The following is a 20484-nucleotide window of genomic DNA, read 5'->3' on the forward strand; positions in this document are numbered from 1 at the left end:
CCTAGCCGCAACACCATTCGAAGGAGTCAATCATGGACGCGGAAGCAGCAAAGTTCTTGGGTGCAGGTCTTGCATGCCTTGGTATGGCCGGCACGGCTCTCGGCCTCGGCAACATCTTCGGCAATTATCTCGCCGGCGCCCTGCGCAACCCGTCGGCTGCTGACGGCCAGTTCGGCCGCCTCGTATTCGGCTTCGCCGTTACGGAAGCTCTGGGCATCTTCTCGCTGCTCGTAGCGCTCCTCCTCCTCTTCGCCGTCTAATATCGGCTGGAGTTTTCGGCCGCGGCCCCGGGTCGCGGCCGCGCATTTTCTTGCACCTGGAGGTGAGCATGTTTGTGACCGCGGCCTATGCCCAGCAGTCAACCACCACCGAAGGCAACGAAGCGCACGATGCTCCTGCGGCCGGTGAGGTGCACACCGAAACGGGTGTGGCCCACGAAGGCGAGCATGGATCCGGCGTGTTCCCGCCCTTCGATTCGACCCATTTCGCATCACAAGTGCTCTGGCTAGCGATCACGTTCGGCCTCTTCTACCTGCTGATGTCGAAGGTCATTATTCCGCGCATCGGCGGAATTCTCGAAACGCGCCATGACCGGATCGCACAGGATCTCGACGAGGCCTCCCGCTTGAAGGGCGAGGCCGACACTGCCATCGCCGCTTACGAGCAGGAACTGGCAAGCGCCAAGGCCAAGGGCCATTCGATCGCCGATACCGCCCGCGAAGCGGCCAAGACCAAGGCGAGCGCGGAGCGTGCCGCCATCGAAGCCGATCTCGCCAAGAAGATCGTCGCTGCCGAGACGCGCATTGCCGACATTAAGTCCAAGGCACTTGCCGATGTCGGCGCGATCGCCGAGGAAACGGCTACCGCAGTAGTCAAGCAACTGATCGGTGGAACCGTCACCAAGACCGAGATCGCCGCCGCGGTCAAGGCATCGGCCGGCAACTGAGGAGCAACGAATTATGGCACTTGATGCGACTTTCTATGCCCTCGTCGGCCTGATCCTCTTCTTCGCTCTCATCGCCTACCTCAAGGTTCCGGGCATGGTCGGTAAGGCGCTTGATGCCCGCGCCGACAAGATCAGCAACGAGCTGGCGGAAGCCAAGCGGCTGCGCGAGGAAGCGCAGAGCCTGGTCGCCGAATACCAGCGCAAGCGCAAGGATGCCGAGGCCGAGGCTGCGAGCATCGTCGCCGCCGCACAGCGCGAGGCGGAAATGCTGACTGCGGAAGCCAAGCAGAAGACCGAGGAATATGTCGCGCGCCGCACGGCACTTTCCGAGCAGAAGATCAAGCAGGCCGAAAGCGACGCCATCAACGCGGTTCGCGCGGCGGCCGTGGACCTGGCGATCAGCGCCGCGGAGAAGGTGCTGGCGAGCAAGACTGATGCCGGCGCACAGGAAGCGCTCTTTAAGAAGGCGCTCGGCGAGGTTAAGTCGCGGCTCAACTGAGGCGCTCGTTTCTTCTCCGACAGTGCAGAGTGCCCCGCTTCGGCGGGGCTTCTCTTTTGGAACAGTCCTGTCAAGCGCAGGCTATTGCCCGGGCCTATAAGCCTGTCGAGATGTATTGCAGCTACTCCCTCCGGCCGGCTCCTCCATCGCGAGCGCCAAGTGTGTGGTCGAACTGAGTCCGATAAAATGACCGCCAGGAGCGGGCGACTGCCACGATGGCTCTGGGTATCGCCGCGGCCATCGACAACTGCCACAACTGGAGCAGCGGGAGGAGACGTTGTGGGGCCACAAATGGCCTCATCGCTGCCGCATCCCGCTGTTGCAGAGATATCAGGGGTGATGACTTCCTGAGCGCCGAGCTGAGATCCGAAACGGAGCCGCAAGCGCCTTTTTATCGCGCGTCGTCAGATCTGCCGAAAGGGGCGGAAGGTCATGCGGTGGAGCGAGCAGGGACCATGGCTGTCGATGGCAATGCGGTGTTTCTCAGTCGCATAGCCTGCATGAAGGGCGAAGCCATAAGCTGGGAAGGTCGCGTCGGCGCGGGCCATCATGCGGTCGCGGGTGACTTTGGCGACGATCGATGCGGCAGCGATGGAGACGGAGCGCGAGTCGCCCTTGACAACAGCCTTCGCACGGCAGGAGAGGCCCGGCGGCACGTCGCGACCGTCGACGAGGACGAAACGCGCTGCCGTAGCAAGGCCGTGGACCGCGCGCCGCATGGCATCGAGACTGGCCTTCAGGATATCGGTTGAATCGATGCGCGTCGCCGAGGACGAGGCGATCGAAACCGTCGCCGTCGCCAGAATTTCTTTAAACAGCGCTTCGCGCTGCTCTGCGGTCAGGAGTTTGCTGTCATTGAGCCCCGCCGGGACCGCATCGGGATCGAGGATGACCGCAGCGGCGACGACCGGGCCTGCAAGCGGCCCTCGTCCGGCTTCATCGGCGCCGGCCACCGGCCAGAAGCCGTCAAGGCGCGCTGCGGTCTCGAAGCTGAAATCCGGAACAGGCAGCTCAAGCGGAAAAAGTGGGGAATCGGGCGACTTGCGACGTGACATGCGGGGGACCCTCGCACATTCACCCGATTCCCTTCAAGCCCCTCGGTACAGGTGCGGCGGTGACCGAGGGGCGCCAGCGCATCCCGAGGCAAAGTGGATGTGCTGGAACCGAATTGTCTACTGCATGCTTCCTTAAATCGGACCGGATTTAAGGACAAAAACAAGCAGCAATTCAAAGTGCTGCAGCGTCCCTTGTGCATCTGAAAAGACGCACCGCGCCGTAATGCTGCTCCCGGATCCGTCCATTGCGCGGCAGGATCGACCTCCGCGACCCGGGCGTACCCGCAAGCGCTCTAAAGCAGTGACAACTGAACGCCCATCCCGAGCGGCGGCACGAAGATGTCGTTCCTCAACTGCCGGCGCGTCAAATTGAGCCCAAGCCGCTTGGCCGCGAGTTCGAAGCGGCGACCGATCTGCCAGGCATAGGGCCCGCTGCCCTTCATCCGCTTTCCGAACTCGGCGTCGTAATCCTTGCCGCCACGCATGGAGCGTATGAGCGACATGACATGGCGATAGCGGTCCGGATAGTTGCGGAGCAGCCAGTCGCGGAAAAGCGGGCTCACCTCCAGCGGCAGCCGCAGGAGCACATAGCTTGCCTCCGATGCGCCTGCCGTCTTCGCCGAATCGAGCACGCGCTCAATTTCATGATCATTCAGCGCCGGGATTATGGGCGCTACCAGGACGCCGGTCGGAATGCCGGCCTCGGAAAGCGCACGTATCGCATCGAGCCGTTTGGCCGGCGTCGACGCCCGCGGCTCCATGGTGCGTGCCAGCTTGCGGTCGAGCGTCGTCACCGAAATGCCGACCCGTGCCAGGCCCATTTCCGCCATCGGACCAAGCAGGTCGATATCGCGCGTCACCATGGCCGATTTGGTGACGATCATCACCGGATGGTTGGCCGCCTTCAGCACCTCCAATATCTGGCGCATGATCCGCCATTCCTTTTCGATCGGCTGATAGGGGTCGGTGTTGGTGCCGATCGCAATTGGACGAACCTTATAGTCCGGCCTTGCCAGTTCGCGTTCCAAAAGGCGAGGGGCATCCGGCTTGGCGAAGAGCTTGGCTTCGAAATCGAGCCCTGCCGACAGCCCCATATAGGCGTGCGTGGGCCGCGCGAAACAATAGATGCAGCCGTGTTCGCAGCCGCGATAGGGATTGATGGAGCGATCAAAGGAAATGTCCGGCGAATCGTTGCGCGTAATGACGGCCCTTGGCTTTTCCACCTGGACCTCGGTTTTGAACGGCGGCAATTCCTCGATTGTCTGCCAGCCGTCGTCGAAAGCCTCGCGTGTGCGCGGCTCAAAGCGTCCGGACATATTGAGGGCGGCACCGCGGCCACGTCGACGATCGATATCGATCCTGACGCCGGTTCCCGAGACGATGGCTTCGGCCACGTCCGTGCTGTTGCCGGGAGCAAAGGCGCCCTGCTTGAGTTGAGACAGCTCGTTCATCGAAATCTCCCCGGAACCGGACATGCGATTCCGTTTCATGATGATTATTTTCCTAACCTACGATGGAGAACAAAGCAAGAACAAAAAATCGCGAGGCGGAAGGAGAACGTCGGCAACCCATCAGGCAAGTTGTGGCATTTGGTTCGGCAATGCGGTAGGAACGGTCATGCTGACGATCATCATGGAAACAAGAGACAACGAAGCGGAATTGGCACAGACGCTCACCGCACTGGTTGCGGGCGCCGTGGAGGGGCTTGTCAGCGATGTCATCATCCTTGACCACGGCTCGAGCGACGGCTCCCCGCATGTTGCCGATGCAGCCGGCTGCCGCTTCTGCGTCGAATGGGATCTCGGCGATATCGTCCGCTCCGCGCGCGGCGACTGGTTGATGTTTCTCGAGCCGGGGGCGCGGCCGACCGGGCGCTGGGTGGACGAGCTCCTGGAATACGTATCGACCAGCAAAGACCCGGCGCGGTTTTCTCCCTCGCGCATCCACAAGCGCCCCCTTCTCAAGCGGCTATCGCGCCGCGCGCCGCTGGAGGCGGGATTCCTGATGCGCAAGAGGGATGCGGTTGCCGTCGCGCGCGGCAACATGCGGCTGAGCGACATCGCGAATGGTCGGGCAGTGCGCAAGCTCGCGACCGAGCTCGTACCGGCCTGGGTGACCATCGGCAATCGCCCAGCGACGGAGCGGGCCTGATCTACAGCGTCGCGCGTCTTGTCAGCGGGCAGCAAGAAAGGGGGTGCGCCTTGCGGCACCCCCAAGTGGCTCTCAAATGACCTTGACTTGAAAATGTCTTGCCATGCGTGCCCCCCTTTCCGAATGGGCAGCATGTCGTAGCCTTCCCTCCGCCCCAATATGCCCCAGGAAAGAGGGTGTCCTTGCATTCGCTCGATTTGGATAAACGGTGCCTGCCTTGCCCGCTTCGAGCGAAGCCGACGATAGCAATGTAGCGTCTTCGTCTGTCACGGGCTGTTCCAGATGGAACATGGAAATCGTCAGCCGCGCTGAAGATGCTCGTCCAGCCGCGGCATGATTTCCACGAAATTGCAAGGCATGTGCCGGTAGTCGAGCTGCTGCTTCAGGATTCCGTCCCAGGCGTCCTTGCAGGCACCGGGTGAGCCGGGCAGAACGAAGATGAATGTGCGGTTGGCGACGCCGCCCGTCGCCCGGGACTGGATCGTCGAGGTGCCGATCTTGTCGTAGGAAATCCTGTGGAACACCTCGGAGAAGCCATCCATCCGTTTTTCGAAGAGCGGCTCCAGCGCTTCCGGTGTCACGTCGCGGCCGGTGAAGCCGGTGCCGCCGGTGGTGATGACGACATCGATCGCCTCATTCAGCGTCCAACTGTTGACCTGATCGTAGATCTTCTGCCGGTCGTCTGGAACAATGGCCCGCGCTTCGAGGCGATGGCCGGCCTCGCGTATCCTCGCTTCGAGCGTGTCGCCGGACTTGTCGTTCGCGCGCGTGCGCGTGTCGGAGACCGTTAGCACGGCGATGCCGACAGCAATGAAGGGGCGTGTTTCGTCGAGGCCGGGCATCGGATTTATCCTCTTTTCCCCGCGGTTCGCGTGGCTTGAACGTACCATTCCGGATGGCTGGCGGAAATCTCTTCGCCGGCGGCTGCGACGCTTTCTTCGCCGTCAAACAGCCCGAAACAGGTGGCGCCGGAGCCGGACATCCGCACGAGTGTGGCGCCTGCGGCATTCAACGCGGCCGACACGTCTGCGATCACCGGTTCAAGGGCGCGCGCCGGAGGTTCCAGATCGTTACGCATGGCGGCTATCGCTGTCAGCCATTCCGCCTTCGATCGGGCGCCTTCAGGCAAGCCAAGCGGCGGATTGTCCTTCTTCACGAGCGTTCGGAAGATGACGGGAGTGGAAACGGCCACGAGCGGATTGACGAGGACGATCGCGAAGGATGGCAGGTCGGGAAGCGGCGTGATTTCCTCTCCGATCCCCTTCGCGAGGAGCGGCCGGCCGTCGAGGCACATCGGCACATCGGCACCGAGCGCGAGTGCAAGGCTCTCGAGCCTTGCAGGCGCAAGCGACGCACCCCAGAGCGTCATGAGCCCGCGCAGCGTCGCGGCCGCGTCTGCCGACCCGCCGCCTATGCCGGAGGCGATCGGCAGGTTTTTTTCGAGATGCAAATGGACCGGACCTGCTGCTGCACCTTCCGGCGCAAGCTCACGGCGCAACAGGTCGCGGGCGCGAAGCACAAGATTGCCGTCCTTGCCTTCAGCGGAAAGCGGCAGGACGGGTGCGAAACGGCCCGACAGCGTGAAGCGGTCCGCGTCCGCCGGCGTCAGTCCGATCCGGTCGCCGCAGTCGGCGAACGTCACCAGGCTTTCCAGAAGATGATGGCCATCGGTGCGCTGGCCGACCACATGCAAAGCAAGATTGATCTTGGCAGGCGCCGCAAAGGTCAATGCGAAGCCCGGAATGCCGTCTGCCCGCATGCCGTGATCAGGACTTCTTGCCCGGCGTCGCCACCTCGGGTCCATTCTTCTTCGGCAGCGTTTCCTTGGCGTCAGCGGCGGCCGGAACCCGCTCCTTGAGCGGTGGGAGGCCGTTTTCGATCTTTGCCTTGATCTTCGGAATTTCCGCTTCCTCGGGCTTCAGTTCGAGCGCCTGGTTCCACTGGAATACCGCTTCTAGCTTGCGCCCGACGCGCCAATAGGCATCGCCGAGGTGATCGTTGATCGTCGCGTCGCCGGCCATCAGTTCCGCCGCGCGCTCGAGCTCGGCCACCGCTTCGTCGAAGCGGCCCATGCGGAAATAGGCCCAGCCAAGTGAGTCGACGATATAGCCGTCGTCGGGCTTCAGCTCGACCGCCTTGCGGATCATATCGAGGCCCTCTTCCAGCTTAATGTTCATGTCGACCCAGGAATAGCCGAGATAGTTCAGGACCTGGGGCTGATCCGGATTGAGCTCCAACGCCTTGAGGAAGTTCGGCTCCGCCTTCTCCCAGATCTTTTGCCGCTCATAGGCGATGCCGCGCTGGAAGAAGACGGTCCAGTCGCTGCGCTTCGGCACGGGGCCGATCGCCTCCACCGCTCGGTCATAGAGCTCGCCCATCTCCTTGTAGGCTTTGGCATCGGAAAGCACGCTACCATAGGCGAGATAGTTGCGGATATTCTTTGGATCGACGTCGATCAGCGCCTTCAGGTGTCTCTTCGCTTCGTCGACCTTGCCGATACTGGCGAGGCTGAGACCAAGCTGAAGCTCGGAAAGGCGGCGCATCGGCGAATCTTCCGGCACGCTCTTGTAGAGCACTATGGCCTCTTCCGGTTTCTTCAGGTTCTCCGCGATACCACCGAGCATCACCAGAATATCGGGACTCTCCGGATCGAGCCGGCGCGCCGTCTGCAGGTAGAGCGAAACGATGTCTTCCGCTCCCTCACGATTGAGCGCGCCGCCGATCGAGAAGAGCACCGCCGCAGCACCCTGCACGGCAGTACGCACCTGCTGTTCCTGGGGCTTGCCTTCTTCGATGCTCTTTCTCAGCGCCTCGAGCGGCGTGTAGTTGTTGACGAGATTTTCGCCGACGGCAATCGTGTCCAGCGCCTTCTGCTTGTTGCCTTCCCGCGCTTCAAAGCGTGCCAGCGCCTCGACGGCGCGCATGAAGGTGTCCGGCGCAGCGCTGCCGCCTTCACGGTCGAGAATGGCGTCGTTCAGCCGGGCGCGCGCTGTCGCCTTGTCGCCGGCCGCAAGCGCGAGCGCTCCGGCATGATAATTCTTGAACACCCGGAACCATTCCGGTCCGTCCAGGCCCTTGATCTGGGCCAGCGCCTCCTTCGGGCGGCCTTGACCGAACTTGGCCCAGGCGGAGAGCAGATTGCTCATCAGACGGTCGAGGTCGTTCGGTCCCTGGTAGTTCAAGAGCTTTTGTGCGTTGCGGTATTCCCGCTTGCGGATCGCCTCGATGGCGCGGACCACCGTCGTGATCCGCTCGACGGCTGGATCGGACTTCAGTTCCTCGGCGATCTTGACGCCCTGATCGAACTGGCCGCTCATCAGCAGCGTGATCATCAGCCGCTGCTTGACGTCATTGTTGTTGGGCTCGAACTGCAAGGCGGTCCGGTAGAGCTCCGTTGCCGTCGCGTAATCGCGATCGACGTCGGCCGTCCGCGCGGCAAGGAATGCGCCCGCAAACGTGTTGACGCTGCGAATGTCGAAAGGCTTGGCGTCCTCGACCGGCGCCTTCTCTTCGGCAACCACTTGCTGACCGCCGGTCACCGATGCGAGGACCAGCATCGCTGCGCCGCTGAGAAGGCGAAGGAATGTATTCTGCCGCATATCAAACCTTTCATTGCCGGTGGTCACGCCTGTGGCGCCACCGCTGGTTGTGCAGAAAGCGATCGGAAATCGTTTCGCACAAGTCTTGGAGAATAGAATGGCTTTTTTGGCGCAGTGCGGCAAGAAATTCCTCCAGGGGAAGTGATATCCTGCCAGCCCGCGCTCAGCTCACACGGTCGATGCAAAAATCGATCACCTCGATCATTGCCGATTTCCAGGGAGAGGCGGGCAGCGGCGCAAGCGCATCGCGCGCGATCGTGCCGTAGTGCTTGGCCCGCGCGATTGTGTCGGTGAGCCCACCGTAACGGCGGATGAGGCTAAGCGCCTTTTCGAGATTTGCCTGGTCGCTGGCGCCACCCTCGATCGCCTCCCGCCAGAACGCCCGATCTTCCGGCGTGCCGCGACGGTAGGAAAGGATGACGGGAAGCGTGATCTTGCCCTCGCGGAAATCGTCACCGACATTCTTGCCGAGCTCGCTCGACGAGCCGCCATAGTCGAGAACGTCGTCGACCAGTTGGAAGGCGAGGCCGAGATTCGTGCCGTAGGACTTCAGCGCGTTGCGGTCAGCCTTCGCCGCGCCCGCGACGATCGGCCCGACCTCAGCGGCTGCGGCGAAGAGCGCTGCCGTCTTGGCGCGGATGACCTGGAGATAGTCGTCCTCGGTCGTCTCCATGTTCTTGGCGACGGAGAGCTGCAGCACCTCGCCTTCCGCGATCACCGAAGCGGCGGTCGAAAGCACGTCGAGCGCCTCGAGCGAGCCTACGTCGACCATCATGCGGAACGCCTGGCCGAGCAGGAAATCGCCCACGAGCACGCTCGCCTGGTTGCCCCAGATCGTCCGCGCCGTCGACTTGCCGCGTCTGAGGTCGCTCTCGTCGACCACATCGTCGTGCAGCAGCGTTGCCGTATGCATGAATTCGACGCTGGTCGCGAGCTTGATATGGCCGTCGCCCTCATAGCCGAACATGGCGGCCGCCGCGAGAGTCAGCATCGGCCTCAGCCGCTTGCCGCCCGACGAAATAAGGTGGTTGGCGACTTCCGGAATCATTTGGACGTCGGAGCCCGCCTTGGAGAGGATGAGCTGATTGACGCGTTCCATGTCGGGCAAGGTCAGGTCGACGAGCGGCTTCACAGATGCCTGTTTGTTTTTATTGTCTTCCAGCGGTATCACTACGCCCAACGCCCCGGACTCCTGTTTCATCGTCGGTTGCGACAATAGAAAGAGGGGCCTCGGGCGGCAAGAGGCGAATTGCCTCGCTCGCTGCAATTTGAGACAGGAAAAAAGAGCCTCTATGAAGGAACTGATCCGCACCAACGACGCCGTGCTTCTCTCCTTCGCCGAAAGCCTGATGAAGGATGCGGGCATCGCCTGTCTCATAGCCGATCGGGATATGAGCATTCTCGAAGGCTCGCTCGGCCTCCTGCCGCGGCGCTTTTTGGTCGCCGAGGAGGACGCCGAGCGAGCCCGGAGGATATTGATCGACGCGGGCTTGGAAAAGGAATTGCGGCAATGATGCCGGTGGACTTTCCCGTAAGGCCCAAACGGAGATGACGAGAATGTCGGAAACGGTGGACGCGTTCCACCGCGGCAGATTCCACCTGATCCAACCGCTTGGCCAGGGGCATCGCTCCGGCATGGATGCGATGCTGCTTGCCTCCCTCGTCTCCTGTAGCCGCCCGTGCCGCGTAGCCGATCTCGGCGCCGGCGCCGGGGCGGCCGGCATGGCCGTCGCCTCGCGGATCGAGACGGCCGAGGTGCTCCTCGTAGAGCGTTCGCCGATCATGGCGGATTTTGCCCGCCGCAGCCTCGCCTTGCCCGAGAACGCCCGTTTCGCTGCCCGGGTCTCGGTTCTCGAAGCGGACGTCGCGCTGAACGGCAAGGCGCGCGCGGCCGCGGGCCTTGCCGTCGATGTCTTCGATCACGTGATCATGAATCCGCCATTCAACGATGCCGCGGACCGCAGGACCCCCGACCGCCTCAAGGAGGAAGCTCATGCCATGAGCGACAATCTCTTCGAGACCTGGATCAAGACGGCAGGCGCCATCATGAAGCCGGGCGGCCAGCTCTCGCTCATTGCACGGCCGGAATCGATCGCCGAGATCATTGCGGCCTGCGGCCGCCGCTTCGGCGGCATCGAGATCACGCCGCTCCTGCCGCGGGCCGGTGAGAACGCCGTACGCATTCTCGTGACGGCGATCAAACAGAGCCGCAAGCGGTTGGCGCTGCGCGCGCCGCTCGTCATGCACGGGGGGGCAACTCATCGCTTCTCGCCGGAGGTCGACGATCTTAACAACGGGCGTGCGGCCTATCATCGCCGATGATTAACGGTAAGCACGGCATTGCGTTTGCCGCCGCAATGCATACATGCAGTGACAAGTTCGTATGGCAGGAGTTGAGATGGCCGGATTCTTGAAAAAGCTGATGCCGAGGCGTTTTCGCAGGGATGGCGTAACCATACCGGCGATCAGGCTGCATGGCGCGATCATGGCCGGCGGCGGCCAGTTCCGCCCGGTTCTCAATCTTGCCAGCGTGGCGCCGCTTCTTGAGAAGGCCTTCTCGATCAAGGAGGCTCCGGCCGTTGCCATTTCCGTTAATTCGCCGGGCGGCTCGCCGGTGCAGTCGCGCCTCATCTATCAGCGCATCCGCGACCTTGCGGAGGAGAAGAAGAAGCGCGTGCTGATCTTCGTCGAGGATGTGGCGGCCTCTGGCGGCTACATGATCGCGCTCGCCGGCGACGAGATTATCGCCGACCCGACCTCGATCGTCGGCTCGATCGGCGTCGTTTCCGGCGGCTTCGGTTTTCCGGAGCTTCTGAGAAAGATCGGTGTCGAACGTCGCGTGTATACGGCCGGCGAAAACAAGGTGGTGCTCGATCCGTTCCAGCCGGAGAAGCAGCGCGACGTCGACTTCTTGAAGAGCCTGCAACTCGACATCCATGATATCTTCATTCAGATGGTGAAGATGCGTCGGGGCTCGCTGCTGGCGGACCACCCGGATATCTTCTCGGGTCTCTTCTGGACCGGCAAACGCAGCCAGGAACTCGGCCTTGTCGACAGCCTCGGCGATATGCGGGGCGAAGTGAAGAAGCGCTATGGCGAGAAGGCGAGACTCGAGCTCATTCAACCCGCTCGTAGCCTATTCGGCCGGCGTCAGCCGGGGGCCGCCGTTGCCGGGTCGATCGCGGGGCCGCTCGCCGCGTCGACGGCCGCGGGTCTGGTCGAGGCTATCGAAGAAAGAGCCCTGTGGGCGCGTTTCGGGCTTTGACGCGGGCATCTGGTCAGCCGCGCAGGCTCGCGCTAACACTTTGGTGAAGATCACCCAGCTCATCGACTCCGATCTGAGGAGGAGGAACAATGCCGCAGATCATCCTGCTTCTGATCGTGGCTATCATCGCCTGGATCGGATATCGCAAGTTCATCGCCGACGCGGAGAAGCTGACTCGCCAGCGTGAGCGCCTGCGCCGTGAACAGCAGACCGGCGCCAACGGTACACTTGTGAAAGATCCGAAGACCGGAGAATACCGCCTGAAGCGCGACGATGAGTGACATTCGCCGCATTGCCCGGCGAAGAGCGTCGATCGGCCAAGGCGCTTGACCCTTACCTTCTGGCATGGCACCTGTCCGCAAATTTCGAAGAATTCGGACGTGATCTCATGACCACCGCATCCATCCCGGACCATATGAATCCGAAGCGTTCCTTTCAGGCCCTGATCCTGACGCTGCACAACTATTGGGCCGACAAGGGCTGCGCCGTGCTCCAGCCCTACGATATGGAGGTCGGCGCGGGTACCTTCCATCCCGCAACGACGCTGCGCGCGCTCGGTCCGAAGCCCTGGCGCGCCGCTTACGTCCAGCCCTCGCGCCGTCCGACCGATGGCCGCTACGGCGAGAATCCGAACCGGCTGCAGCACTACTACCAGTACCAGGTGCTCCTGAAGCCGAACCCGTCCAATCTGCAGGAGCTCTATCTCGGCTCGCTCGAGGCGATCGGCCTCGATCCGCTCTTGCACGATATCCGTTTCGTCGAGGACGACTGGGAAAGCCCGACGCTTGGCGCCTGGGGACTTGGCTGGGAATGCTGGTGCGACGGCATGGAAGTGTCGCAGTTCACCTATTTCCAGCAGGTCTGCGGCATCGAGTGCTCGCCGGTTTCGGGTGAACTGACCTATGGTCTCGAGCGCTTGGCGATGTACGTCCAGGGCGTCGACAATGTCTACGACCTGAACTTCAATGGCCGCGAGGGTGCCGAGAAGATCACCTATGGCGATGTTTTCCTGCAGGCCGAGCAGGAATATTCACGGCACAACTTCGAATATGCCAACACCGCGATGTTGCACCAGCATTTCATCGATGCCGAGAAGGAGTGCCTGGCATTGCTCGCTGCCGGCGCGCCGGGCGACGCCAGCAACAATCGCCTGCACAAATGCGTCTTCCCCGCCTATGATCAATGCATCAAGGCGAGCCACGTCTTCAATCTTCTCGATGCGCGCGGCGTGATTTCGGTCACGGAACGCCAGAGCTACATCCTGCGCGTGCGCACTCTGGCGAAGGCCTGCGGTGAGGCCTTTCTGCTTACCGACGCCGGCGGCGCGACTACAGCGCCGCGCGTCTTACCAGACGCGCAAAGGTCGCTTAGCACTTGAATTGCTGCATGTTTTTATCCGTAAGTCGGCTACGACTTAAGGAAACATGCGAGTAGTGAAGCCGCCTGATCACGAGACCAGCGCGGCACGCTGTGCGCAAGGCAGGACAAGCCCGTCGGCCGATAGCCGCATGCCGACAGGCAGTGGCGGGCAATCCGGTTCGCTCGCCCCGCCGTCGATCCGCCAGATCAGTTTCGTCACCGCATATGTGTCGTTCGACCACTCGCTGGCATAGATCTGCAGTGCGCGGCGAACACCGCTAAGCCCTTCAGCCGGCGTTGCGCTCGCATGGGCAACGAAGAGGGCCATAAAGGCGATCACGTTGATGGAGGTTGCGAGCGGTTTCATGATCTTGTCTTCGGTTCTGCGGTTGTTCGATGGTTCAACTATCGGCGATTGGCGGGCTCGGCGCCGTTACCGGCGGAACAGCCCGGAGACTTCCGTCGGACGCATGACGTCGCCGGCAGAGGTTTAAAGCCTGAGCAGAGTCGAAGGACGGCGGGGGAGCCTTGCCGTTCCGCCGGCCGATGCAGAAAAGCCTTTGAAGTCGGAGCGGGATTGAGGAAAAGTGTGCGCGTTTTTCGCCGCGTCGGGCGGCGCAAGTTAATCGAGTCGGGGCCGCGGGTCTCAAGAAGGGGTTTTCATGATCGGGCTGGCAATCGGCATCGCCGTCGTTCTTTATCTCGTTTTCGTCTACAACGGCCTCGTCAAGGCGCGGCAGGTCGCCGAGGAGGCCTGGTCCGGCATCGACGTGCAGTTGAAGCGCCGTGCCGACCTCATCCCAAATCTCATTGAGACCGTGAAGGGCTACGCGGCGCATGAGAAGTCGACGCTGGAAGAGGTCGTCGCGCTGCGCAACCGAGCGCAGGCCGTGCCGGCGGGCGACATTGCCGAAAGAGCTGCCGTCGAAGGCGCGCTTTCGCAGGCGCTCGGACGTCTCTTCGCGCTTGCCGAAGCCTATCCGGATTTGAAAGCCAACGAGAATTTCGCGGAACTCCAGCGCTCGCTGGAGACGATCGAAGGCGAGATCCAGATGTCGCGGCGCTACTACAACGGTGCCGCCCGCGATCTCAACGTCAAGGTCGAGAGCTTCCCGTCAAATCTGATCGCCAATGTGTTTCGCTTTGCCAAGGCCGGCTATTTCGAGATCACCAACGAGGCCGATCGTGCGGTGCCGTCGGTCAAGTTCTAATGCATGTCGCCCAAAAGTGGGCAGCGGTTTTGGGGGAACGACATGCAAAATGCTTCTAATGCATGTCGCCCGAAAGTGGACAGCGTTTTTGGGGTAACGACATGCAAGATGCAAATGCGCGCGAAAGGGAAATCGCGATAAGGCGGCTGTTCGCGGCGCTTGTGTTTGCGGTTTTCGCCCTGGCCACGCCGGTCGTCGCCTTGGCGGAAGAGTTCATCTCTGCCTACCACTCGGTCATCGACGTCGCCAAGGATGGCACGCTCACGGTCACCGAGACGATCGCGGCAAATGTCGAGGGCAACCAAATCCGCCGCGGCATCTATCGGGATTTTCCCCTAACCTTCGTCGACGCGCACGGTCGACGGAGCCGGGTCGATTTCAAGCTTCTCGCCGTCGAGCGGGATGGCGAGGATGAGGAATATCGCACGGAATCGATCAACGGCGGCATCCGCATTTATACCGGCAGCGCCGACGTCCTCCTGCCGCGCGGCGAGCACACCTTTCAGATCACCTACGAGACGAGCCGTCAGATCCGCTTCTTCGACGATCACGACGAGCTCTATTGGAACGTGACCGGCACGGAATGGGCCTTTCCAATCGAGGAAGCAACGGCAACCGTGACCCTGCCGGAGGGGGTACAAGCGGAGGCGCTCGACGTCTTCACCGGCGGCTACGGGGCCACCGGCAAGGATGCGCGTGCGGTGGAAGAGGGCGATGAAATCTTCTTCGCGACGACCCGCCGCCTGCGCCCGCAGGAAGGCCTCACCATCGCGATCAAGCTGCCCAAGGGCAGTATCGACCGGCCAACGCCGTCGCAGGAAAACATCTGGTGGGTACGCGATCATCTGGCGCTTGTCATCGCCGGTATCGGGCTCATCCTCGTGACGCTCTATTATGGGCGCGCCTGGATCCGGGTCGGGCGCGATCCTGCCCGTGGCGTCATGGTTCCGCGCTGGGACCCACCGGACGGTATTTCGCCCGCGCTCGTCAACTACGTCGACAACAAAGGTTTTTCCGGCGAGGGCTGGACGGCCCTTTCGGCAACCCTGCTCAATCTCGCCGTCAAGGGACATGTCGTCCTCGACGACCTGAAGAACGCCATCGTCGTCACCGCGACCGGCAAGAGCGACGGCAAACTGCCAACCGGCGAGGCAGTGGTGATGAAAGCCGTGGAGGGGGCCGGCGGCAAGCTTACGATCGACCGGGCGAACGGCAAGAAGGTCGCGGCAGCAGGCGCGAGCTTCCGCAGCGCGATGGAGCGTGAGCACCGCGGCAAATATTACCGCGCCAATACCGGCTACATAATCGGCGGCGTTGCACTTTCGATCGTCGCTCTCGCTGCACTTTTCATCTTCGGCGATCTCAGCGAGGACAGCATTCCATTTGTAATCGTTCCGGCCTTTTTCGCCGTTTTCGCTTCCGTCTTCGCGGTATCCGTCGGCAAATCGTTCCGGCGCCAGTCCAGCCTCATGCGCCGGATCCTTTCGATCGTGGTGCTGGCCTTCATCGGCTTCGTCGTTTTCACGGTTTTCTCGAGCATTCTGGCCATCCTCGTCTTCTCGGCGGCGGAAGCAGACGATTTGCCGCTGTTCTTCGCGATTGGCGGCGTCGTGCTCGTCAACATGCTCTTCTTCTATCTGATGGGTGCGCCGACGCCACTCGGCACGCGCATGATGGATGGCATCGATGGGCTCCGGCAATACATGACGCTCGCGGAGAAGGACCGGATGAACATGCAGGGCGCACCGGAAATGTCGCCGCGGCATTTCGAGACGCTGCTGCCCTACGCCGTTGCGCTCGGTGTCGAGAAGCCCTGGACCGAGATCTTCGAGCGCTGGCTCGTCGCGGCTTCCGCAGGCGCCGCCGCGGCGGCCTACCAGCCGAGCTGGTATCATGGCGACTCCTTCGGCCCCGGCACCTTCACCGATACGATCGGCGGCTTTGCAGAGTCCATGGCCGATACGATTACCTCCTCCCTGCCGCCGCCGCCCAAGAGCTCGTCCTCGGGCTTTTCCTCCGGCGGCGGTTTCTCCGGCGGCGGCGGAGGAGGGGGGGGCGGCGGCGGCTGGTGAGAGGCCAATTTCCTCACCGGACTTGATGACATTTTCGCCAGAGCTTGCTAAGTCCCGCGGCAACCGTACGGAACAGAACAAAGTCTCGAATTCATGCCCGATCTTCTTATCGAACTGCGCTCCGAAGAAATTCCCGCCCGCATGCAGCGCAAGGCGGCCGGCGACCTGAAGAAGCTCGTGACGGACGCGCTGGTCGAGGCCGGCCTCACCTATGAGGGTGCGCGCGAATACTGGACGCCCCGCCGGCTGACGCTCGACATACGCGGTCTCGCCGCACGCTCCGCCGATATCCGCGAGGAGCGCAAGGGACCGCGCACCGACGCCAATGAAAAGGCGATCGAAGGTTTTCTGCGCGCCGCAGGGCTCGCTTCGATCAGCGAGGCGCATGTCCACAGCGACCCGAAGAAGGGCGATTTCTACGTCGCGCATATTCTGAAAGCTGGCCGTCCGGCCGAAGAGATCGTCGCGGACGTGATGCCGGCGATCATCCGTGACTTCCCCTGGCCGAAATCCATGCGCTCCGGCGCCGCTTCCGCAAGACCGGGCAGCCTGCGCTGGGTGCGGCCCTTACAGTCGATCGTCTGCACCTTCGGCTCGGAGTACGAAGAGACCAAGGTGATCCCGTTCGAAGTCGACGGCATCGTTGCCGGAAATGTCACCTATGGCCATCGCTTCCATGCGCCGGAGGCGATCACCGTGCGCCGCTTTGCCGATTACGCCGAAAAGCTCGAAAAGGCGAAGGTCGTGCTCGACGCGGAACGCCGCAAGGAGATCATCTCCGCCGACGCGCACAACATCGCCTTTGCGAGCGGCCTTGAGCTCGTAGAGGATGAAGGCCTTTTGGAAGAGGTAGCGGGTCTCGTCGAATGGCCGCGGGTGTTGATGGGAAGCTTCGAGGAAAGTTATCTCGAAATCCCCTCCGAAATCGTTCGGCTCACGATCAAGACCAACCAGAAATGCTTCGTCACCCGCAAGTCGGGCGCCGAAACGCTGTCGAACAAGTTCATCCTCATCTCGAATATCGAGGCGAAGGACGGCGGCAGTGAGATCGTCCACGGCAATGGCAAGGTCGTGCGCGCCCGCCTCTCTGACGCGGCGCATTTCTGGAAGCGTGACCAGGGCGACCTGCCGGACCTCGACACGCTGAAGGCATCTGCGGAGAAGTTCGGGCTCGATCTCAACAGGCCGCTCGACCAGCGCATGGCGAAGCTCGATGCGCTGAACGTGACCTTTCATGCCAAGCTCGGCACGCAGGGCGGGCGCGTCGCCCGCATCCGCTCGCTGGCCGCAGCACTTTCGGAAGTCACCGGCGCCGACAAGGCGCTCGTCGATCGCGCAGCCGTGCTCGCCAAGGCGGATCTGCGCACCGAAGCTGTGGGAGAATTTCCCGAGCTACAGGGCATCATGGGCCACAAATACGCGGTGCTCCAGGGCGAGAGCGCCGCAGTCGCCAATGCGATCGAGGATCACTACAAGCCGCAAGGCCCCTCCGACCGCGTGCCGACAGAACCCGTTTCGGTGACGGTGGCGCTCGCCGACAAGCTCGACACGCTCGTCGGCTTCTGGGCGATCGACGAAAAGCCGACCGGCTCAAAGGACCCCTATGCGCTGCGCCGTGCGGCGCTCGGCGTGATCCGGCTCATTCTGGAGGGCAGGGCTCGGCTGCCGCTCCTGCCCTTCTTCGATGTCGCGCTCGCCGGCTTCAGGGCACAGCGGCCGGATGTGGCGACGGACATTTCCGCAGACCTTCTGGCTTTCTTCCACGACCGTCTCAAGGTCTATCTGCGCGATCTCGGCGCTCGCTACGACCTGATCGATGCAGTTTTGACGCCCGAGGCCGACGATCTGTTGATGATTGCGCGCCGCGTCGAAGCTCTCACGGCCTTCATCACGGCGGAGGAGGGCAAGAACCTGCTCGCCGGTACCAAGCGCGCGACGCAAATCCTCGCGGCGGAAGAGAAGAAGGGCACCGAGGTCGCCGCTGCCGTGGACGAGAAGCTCTTCCGGCTCGATGCCGAGCGGACCCTCCATGCCTCGATCAAGCTTGCCTCCGGCGACGCGCGAGAAGCGATCGTCAAGGAGGACTTCCGCTCCGCTATGGAGGCGCTTTCAAAATTGCGGGAACCGGTGGACGTGTTCTTTAACGACGTGCTCGTCAACGACGAAGACGCGGCGATCCGTGCCAACCGCCTGGCGCTCTTGGGTCTTATCCGCGCGGCAACCGGCGAGGTTGCGGATTTCTCGAAGATCGCGGGATAAACAGGATCGTCGTTTCATGCGGCCCCGTCGACAACTGGCGGGGACCATCCTATTTCTGGAGGATGACGAGCGACAATCCAAGCGCAGGTGCGGGTGTTATCGAGCCTCCAGGCTTTAAACGAAACGGCGATTGGATTGCCGTCGCCGACGATGCGATCCCGTTCGAGCGCATAGAAGCCTTCTTTGCCGGGCGCGCCTACGAGCCGCACCGGCACGACACCTATGCCATCGGCCAGACGCTCAACGGCGTTCAGAGTTTCCGCTATCGCGGCGCCGTGCGCGCGAGCCTCCCCGGCAGGACGATGGTGCTGCATCCCGACGAAGTGCATGACGGCCAGTCCGGCAGCGAAGACGGCTTCCGCTATCGCATGATCTATATCGAGCCGGCGGCGATACAGAGCGTGCTCGGCGGCCGACCGCTGCCCTTCATCAAGGGCGGCATCTCGTCCGATCCGCGCCTTTTTGCGGCGGTCCGCGCGCTGCTGCCGGCAACGGACGCCCGGATCGAGACCCTGGAGTTCGAGGACGGCCTCTTTGAGCTCGCGCACGCGCTCGAAGCCGCCGCGGGCGGGCCGGCAAGGACCATCGGGGCGCTCGACTATCATGCCGCCGAGCGGGTGCGCGTCTACCTGCATGACTTGCCCGAGGGCGCCGTGACGCTGGAAACGCTCGAGGCGATCGGCGGTCGCAATCGCTGGGGCTTGAGCCGCGATTTCCGCCGCTTGTTCGGCACGAGCCCCTATCGCTATCTGGTACAGCGACGCCTGGCGGCGGCGAAGATCGATCTGCTAAGAGGCGTCTCGCCTGCGGAGGCTGCACTCGATGCCGGCTTCGCCGATCAGGCACATATGAGTCGCCACTTCAAGAAGGCCTTCGGCGTCTCGCCCGGGCGATGGCTGCGCATGGCGGCGCAGGCTCTCTGAGCGTTCCGGCCGACCTGTCTGCACGATCGTTCAAGATTGAGCTTCGATGCCGCGTTAACCTCGTCCAAAACGGCTGAAGGAGACGGCGATGGATGCGTCCAAGCGGACCTATGCTCCCATTAATTTTGCTCAGAAACTGGCGGAGTTTTCCGATCAGTGGCAGCCGCGCGTGATCGCCGAGCTCAACGACTATCAGTTCAAGATCGTCCGAATCAAAGGCGATTTCATCTGGCACGATCATCCGGAGACCGACGAGGCCTTCATCGTGCTGGAGGGCTCGCTTCGGATCGACTTTCGAGATGGCTCTGTGACGCTCGGGCCGGGCGAAATGTACGTCGTTCCGAAAGGCGTCGAACACAAGCCCTATGCGGCAGGCGAGGTTAAGATGCTGCTCATCGAACCGCGCGGGACCTTGAATACCGGTCATGCGGGCGGCGAGCGTACCGCCCGGAACGACATCTGGATCTGACGAGATCAGCCATGGCCGGCGACCTCGCGCTTCTTGTTCTCGCTGCTTTGCCGCTGATGGGTAGCCCCGGACCTGCGACGCTCAGCCTTGCCGGCATGGGTGCCGCCTATGGAGTGACGCGCAGCCTGCGCTACGCGGCGGGCGTCAACATCGGTACGATCGCCGTGGTTCTGTTGATTGCCACCGGGGTCACCGCCGTGCTTCTGGGCGTGCCTGGTATCCAGACGGCGGCGATGGTGCTCGGCGGCGCCTATATGCTCTATCTGGCGTGGCACATCGCCACCGCGCCGCCAGTCGTTAAGGACGGGCCGGCATCGCATGCTCCGTCCTTCGCCGGCGGTTTCGTGCTGGCAATCGCCAACCCAAAGGCCTATGCAGCGATCGGCGCCGTTTATGCCGGCAGCCTGGTCGAGACCGACGACGACGCTCGCACCGCGCTTGCAAAGGTTCTCGTGCTCTCACTCCTGGCGGTCGCCGTGAATACGACTTGGCTTGCCTTTGGGGCGTCGATCGCCACCATCCTGCGCGATCCGGCGAAAGCGCGTGTTGCCAATCTCATTTTCGCCGGGCTCTTGCTCGCGTCGGTCGCTTTCGCCGCTCTCGGCTGAGCTCTTGGCCCATTGAACAGAGGCGGCGCGGCCGCTACTGCATGGTTCCTTGGATCGGGAATCGGTTT

The 20484-nt window shown here is 62.6% G+C and carries 22 protein-coding genes; 15 read left to right on the forward strand and 7 right to left on the reverse strand.

Going from position 1 to position 20484, the window contains the following annotated elements:
• Positions 1-32 precede the first annotated feature (32 nt).
• The 3 genes from M728_RS02555 (at position 33) to M728_RS02565 (ending at position 1445) form a co-directional block, all read left to right on the forward strand.
• Positions 33-260 (forward strand): F0F1 ATP synthase subunit C, encoded by a 228-nt coding sequence (locus tag M728_RS02555; RefSeq protein ID WP_026612986.1) that lies wholly within the window; start codon positions 33-35, stop codon positions 258-260.
• Between the two features lie 68 nt (positions 261-328).
• Positions 329-946, forward strand: a complete 618-nt coding sequence (locus M728_RS02560; RefSeq protein WP_026618458.1) for a F0F1 ATP synthase subunit B — start codon at positions 329-331, stop codon at positions 944-946.
• Between the two features lie 13 nt (positions 947-959).
• Positions 960-1445, forward strand: a complete 486-nt coding sequence (locus M728_RS02565; protein ID WP_026618459.1) for a F0F1 ATP synthase subunit B — start codon at positions 960-962, stop codon at positions 1443-1445.
• Positions 1446-1849: 404 nt separating this feature from the next.
• On the opposite strand, the gene M728_RS02570 is transcribed toward M728_RS02565, so the two are convergent.
• Positions 1850-2500, reverse strand: a complete 651-nt coding sequence (locus M728_RS02570) for a ribonuclease HII (protein WP_026618460.1) — start codon at positions 2498-2500, stop codon at positions 1850-1852.
• Between the two features lie 293 nt (positions 2501-2793).
• Positions 2794-3951, reverse strand: coding sequence for a PA0069 family radical SAM protein (locus M728_RS02575; protein WP_026618461.1), 1158 nt, complete (start codon positions 3949-3951; stop codon positions 2794-2796).
• A gap of 166 nt (positions 3952-4117) precedes the next feature.
• Here M728_RS02575 and M728_RS02580 point away from each other — a divergent pair, with 166 nt between their 5' ends.
• Complete coding sequence (locus tag M728_RS02580) at positions 4118-4651, forward strand: glycosyl transferase (protein ID WP_026618462.1); 534 nt, start codon at positions 4118-4120, stop codon at positions 4649-4651.
• Positions 4652-4950: 299 nt separating this feature from the next.
• Here the strand turns inward: M728_RS02580 and moaB are convergent, their stop codons facing one another.
• The 4 genes from moaB to M728_RS02600 form a co-directional block, all read right to left on the reverse strand.
• Positions 4951-5493: a molybdenum cofactor biosynthesis protein B gene (gene moaB / locus M728_RS02585; protein WP_026618463.1), complete on the reverse strand. Its 543-nt coding sequence runs from the start codon at positions 5491-5493 to the stop codon at positions 4951-4953.
• A gap of 5 nt (positions 5494-5498) precedes the next feature.
• Complete coding sequence (locus tag M728_RS02590) at positions 5499-6410, reverse strand: 4-(cytidine 5'-diphospho)-2-C-methyl-D-erythritol kinase (RefSeq protein WP_026618464.1); 912 nt, start codon at positions 6408-6410, stop codon at positions 5499-5501.
• Positions 6411-6417: 7 nt separating this feature from the next.
• Positions 6418-8250 (reverse strand): tetratricopeptide repeat protein, encoded by a 1833-nt coding sequence (locus tag M728_RS02595; protein ID WP_026618465.1) that lies wholly within the window; start codon positions 8248-8250, stop codon positions 6418-6420.
• 163 nt (positions 8251-8413) lie between these two features.
• Positions 8414-9430, reverse strand: a complete 1017-nt coding sequence (locus M728_RS02600) for a polyprenyl synthetase family protein (protein ID WP_026618466.1) — start codon at positions 9428-9430, stop codon at positions 8414-8416.
• 112 nt (positions 9431-9542) lie between these two features.
• Between M728_RS02600 and M728_RS02605 the strand changes: the two genes are divergently transcribed.
• The 5 genes from M728_RS02605 to M728_RS02625 all read left to right on the forward strand — a co-directional run bounded on the left by M728_RS02605 (position 9543) and on the right by M728_RS02625 (position 12893).
• Positions 9543-9764: a DUF2007 domain-containing protein gene (locus M728_RS02605; RefSeq protein ID WP_026618467.1), complete on the forward strand. Its 222-nt coding sequence runs from the start codon at positions 9543-9545 to the stop codon at positions 9762-9764.
• 34 nt (positions 9765-9798) lie between these two features.
• Positions 9799-10572 (forward strand): tRNA1(Val) (adenine(37)-N6)-methyltransferase, encoded by a 774-nt coding sequence (locus tag M728_RS02610; protein ID WP_026618468.1) that lies wholly within the window; start codon positions 9799-9801, stop codon positions 10570-10572.
• A 76-nt stretch (positions 10573-10648) separates the two neighbouring features.
• Positions 10649-11515, forward strand: coding sequence for a S49 family peptidase (locus M728_RS02615; RefSeq protein WP_026618469.1), 867 nt, complete (start codon positions 10649-10651; stop codon positions 11513-11515).
• 89 nt (positions 11516-11604) lie between these two features.
• Positions 11605-11796, forward strand: coding sequence for a hypothetical protein (locus tag M728_RS02620; RefSeq protein WP_026618470.1), 192 nt, complete (start codon positions 11605-11607; stop codon positions 11794-11796).
• 107 nt (positions 11797-11903) lie between these two features.
• Positions 11904-12893, forward strand: coding sequence for a glycine--tRNA ligase subunit alpha (locus M728_RS02625; RefSeq protein ID WP_051440803.1), 990 nt, complete (start codon positions 11904-11906; stop codon positions 12891-12893).
• Positions 12894-12962: 69 nt separating this feature from the next.
• Here M728_RS02625 and M728_RS02630 read toward each other — a convergent pair whose 3' ends face one another.
• A complete protein-coding gene (locus M728_RS02630) occupies positions 12963-13241 on the reverse strand; it encodes a hypothetical protein (RefSeq protein WP_156943297.1) in 279 nt (92 codons plus the stop codon).
• 295 nt (positions 13242-13536) lie between these two features.
• On the opposite strand from M728_RS02630, the gene M728_RS02635 reads away from it, so the two are divergent.
• From M728_RS02635 to M728_RS02660, 6 genes are all read left to right on the forward strand, one after another.
• The gene (locus M728_RS02635; RefSeq protein ID WP_026618471.1) at positions 13537-14085 is read left to right on the forward strand and encodes a LemA family protein; all 549 of its coding nucleotides are present in this window, start codon (positions 13537-13539) and stop codon (positions 14083-14085) included.
• 137 nt (positions 14086-14222) lie between these two features.
• Complete coding sequence (locus tag M728_RS02640) at positions 14223-16157, forward strand: DUF2207 domain-containing protein (RefSeq protein WP_026618472.1); 1935 nt, start codon at positions 14223-14225, stop codon at positions 16155-16157.
• Positions 16158-16250: 93 nt separating this feature from the next.
• Entirely contained in the window at positions 16251-18416 is a 2166-nt protein-coding gene (glyS, locus tag M728_RS02645) for a glycine--tRNA ligase subunit beta (protein WP_026618473.1), read from the forward strand.
• A gap of 62 nt (positions 18417-18478) precedes the next feature.
• Positions 18479-19339: an AraC family transcriptional regulator gene (locus M728_RS02650; RefSeq protein ID WP_084044218.1), complete on the forward strand. Its 861-nt coding sequence runs from the start codon at positions 18479-18481 to the stop codon at positions 19337-19339.
• Positions 19340-19427: 88 nt separating this feature from the next.
• Positions 19428-19808, forward strand: a complete 381-nt coding sequence (locus M728_RS02655; protein WP_026618475.1) for a cupin domain-containing protein — start codon at positions 19428-19430, stop codon at positions 19806-19808.
• Between the two features lie 11 nt (positions 19809-19819).
• Entirely contained in the window at positions 19820-20416 is a 597-nt protein-coding gene (locus tag M728_RS02660) for a LysE family translocator (RefSeq protein WP_026618476.1), read from the forward strand.
• Positions 20417-20484 lie beyond the last annotated feature (68 nt).

The sequence above is a fragment of the Ensifer sp. WSM1721 genome, from assembly GCF_000513895.2.
Taxonomy (GTDB): Bacteria; Pseudomonadota; Alphaproteobacteria; order Rhizobiales; family Rhizobiaceae; genus Sinorhizobium.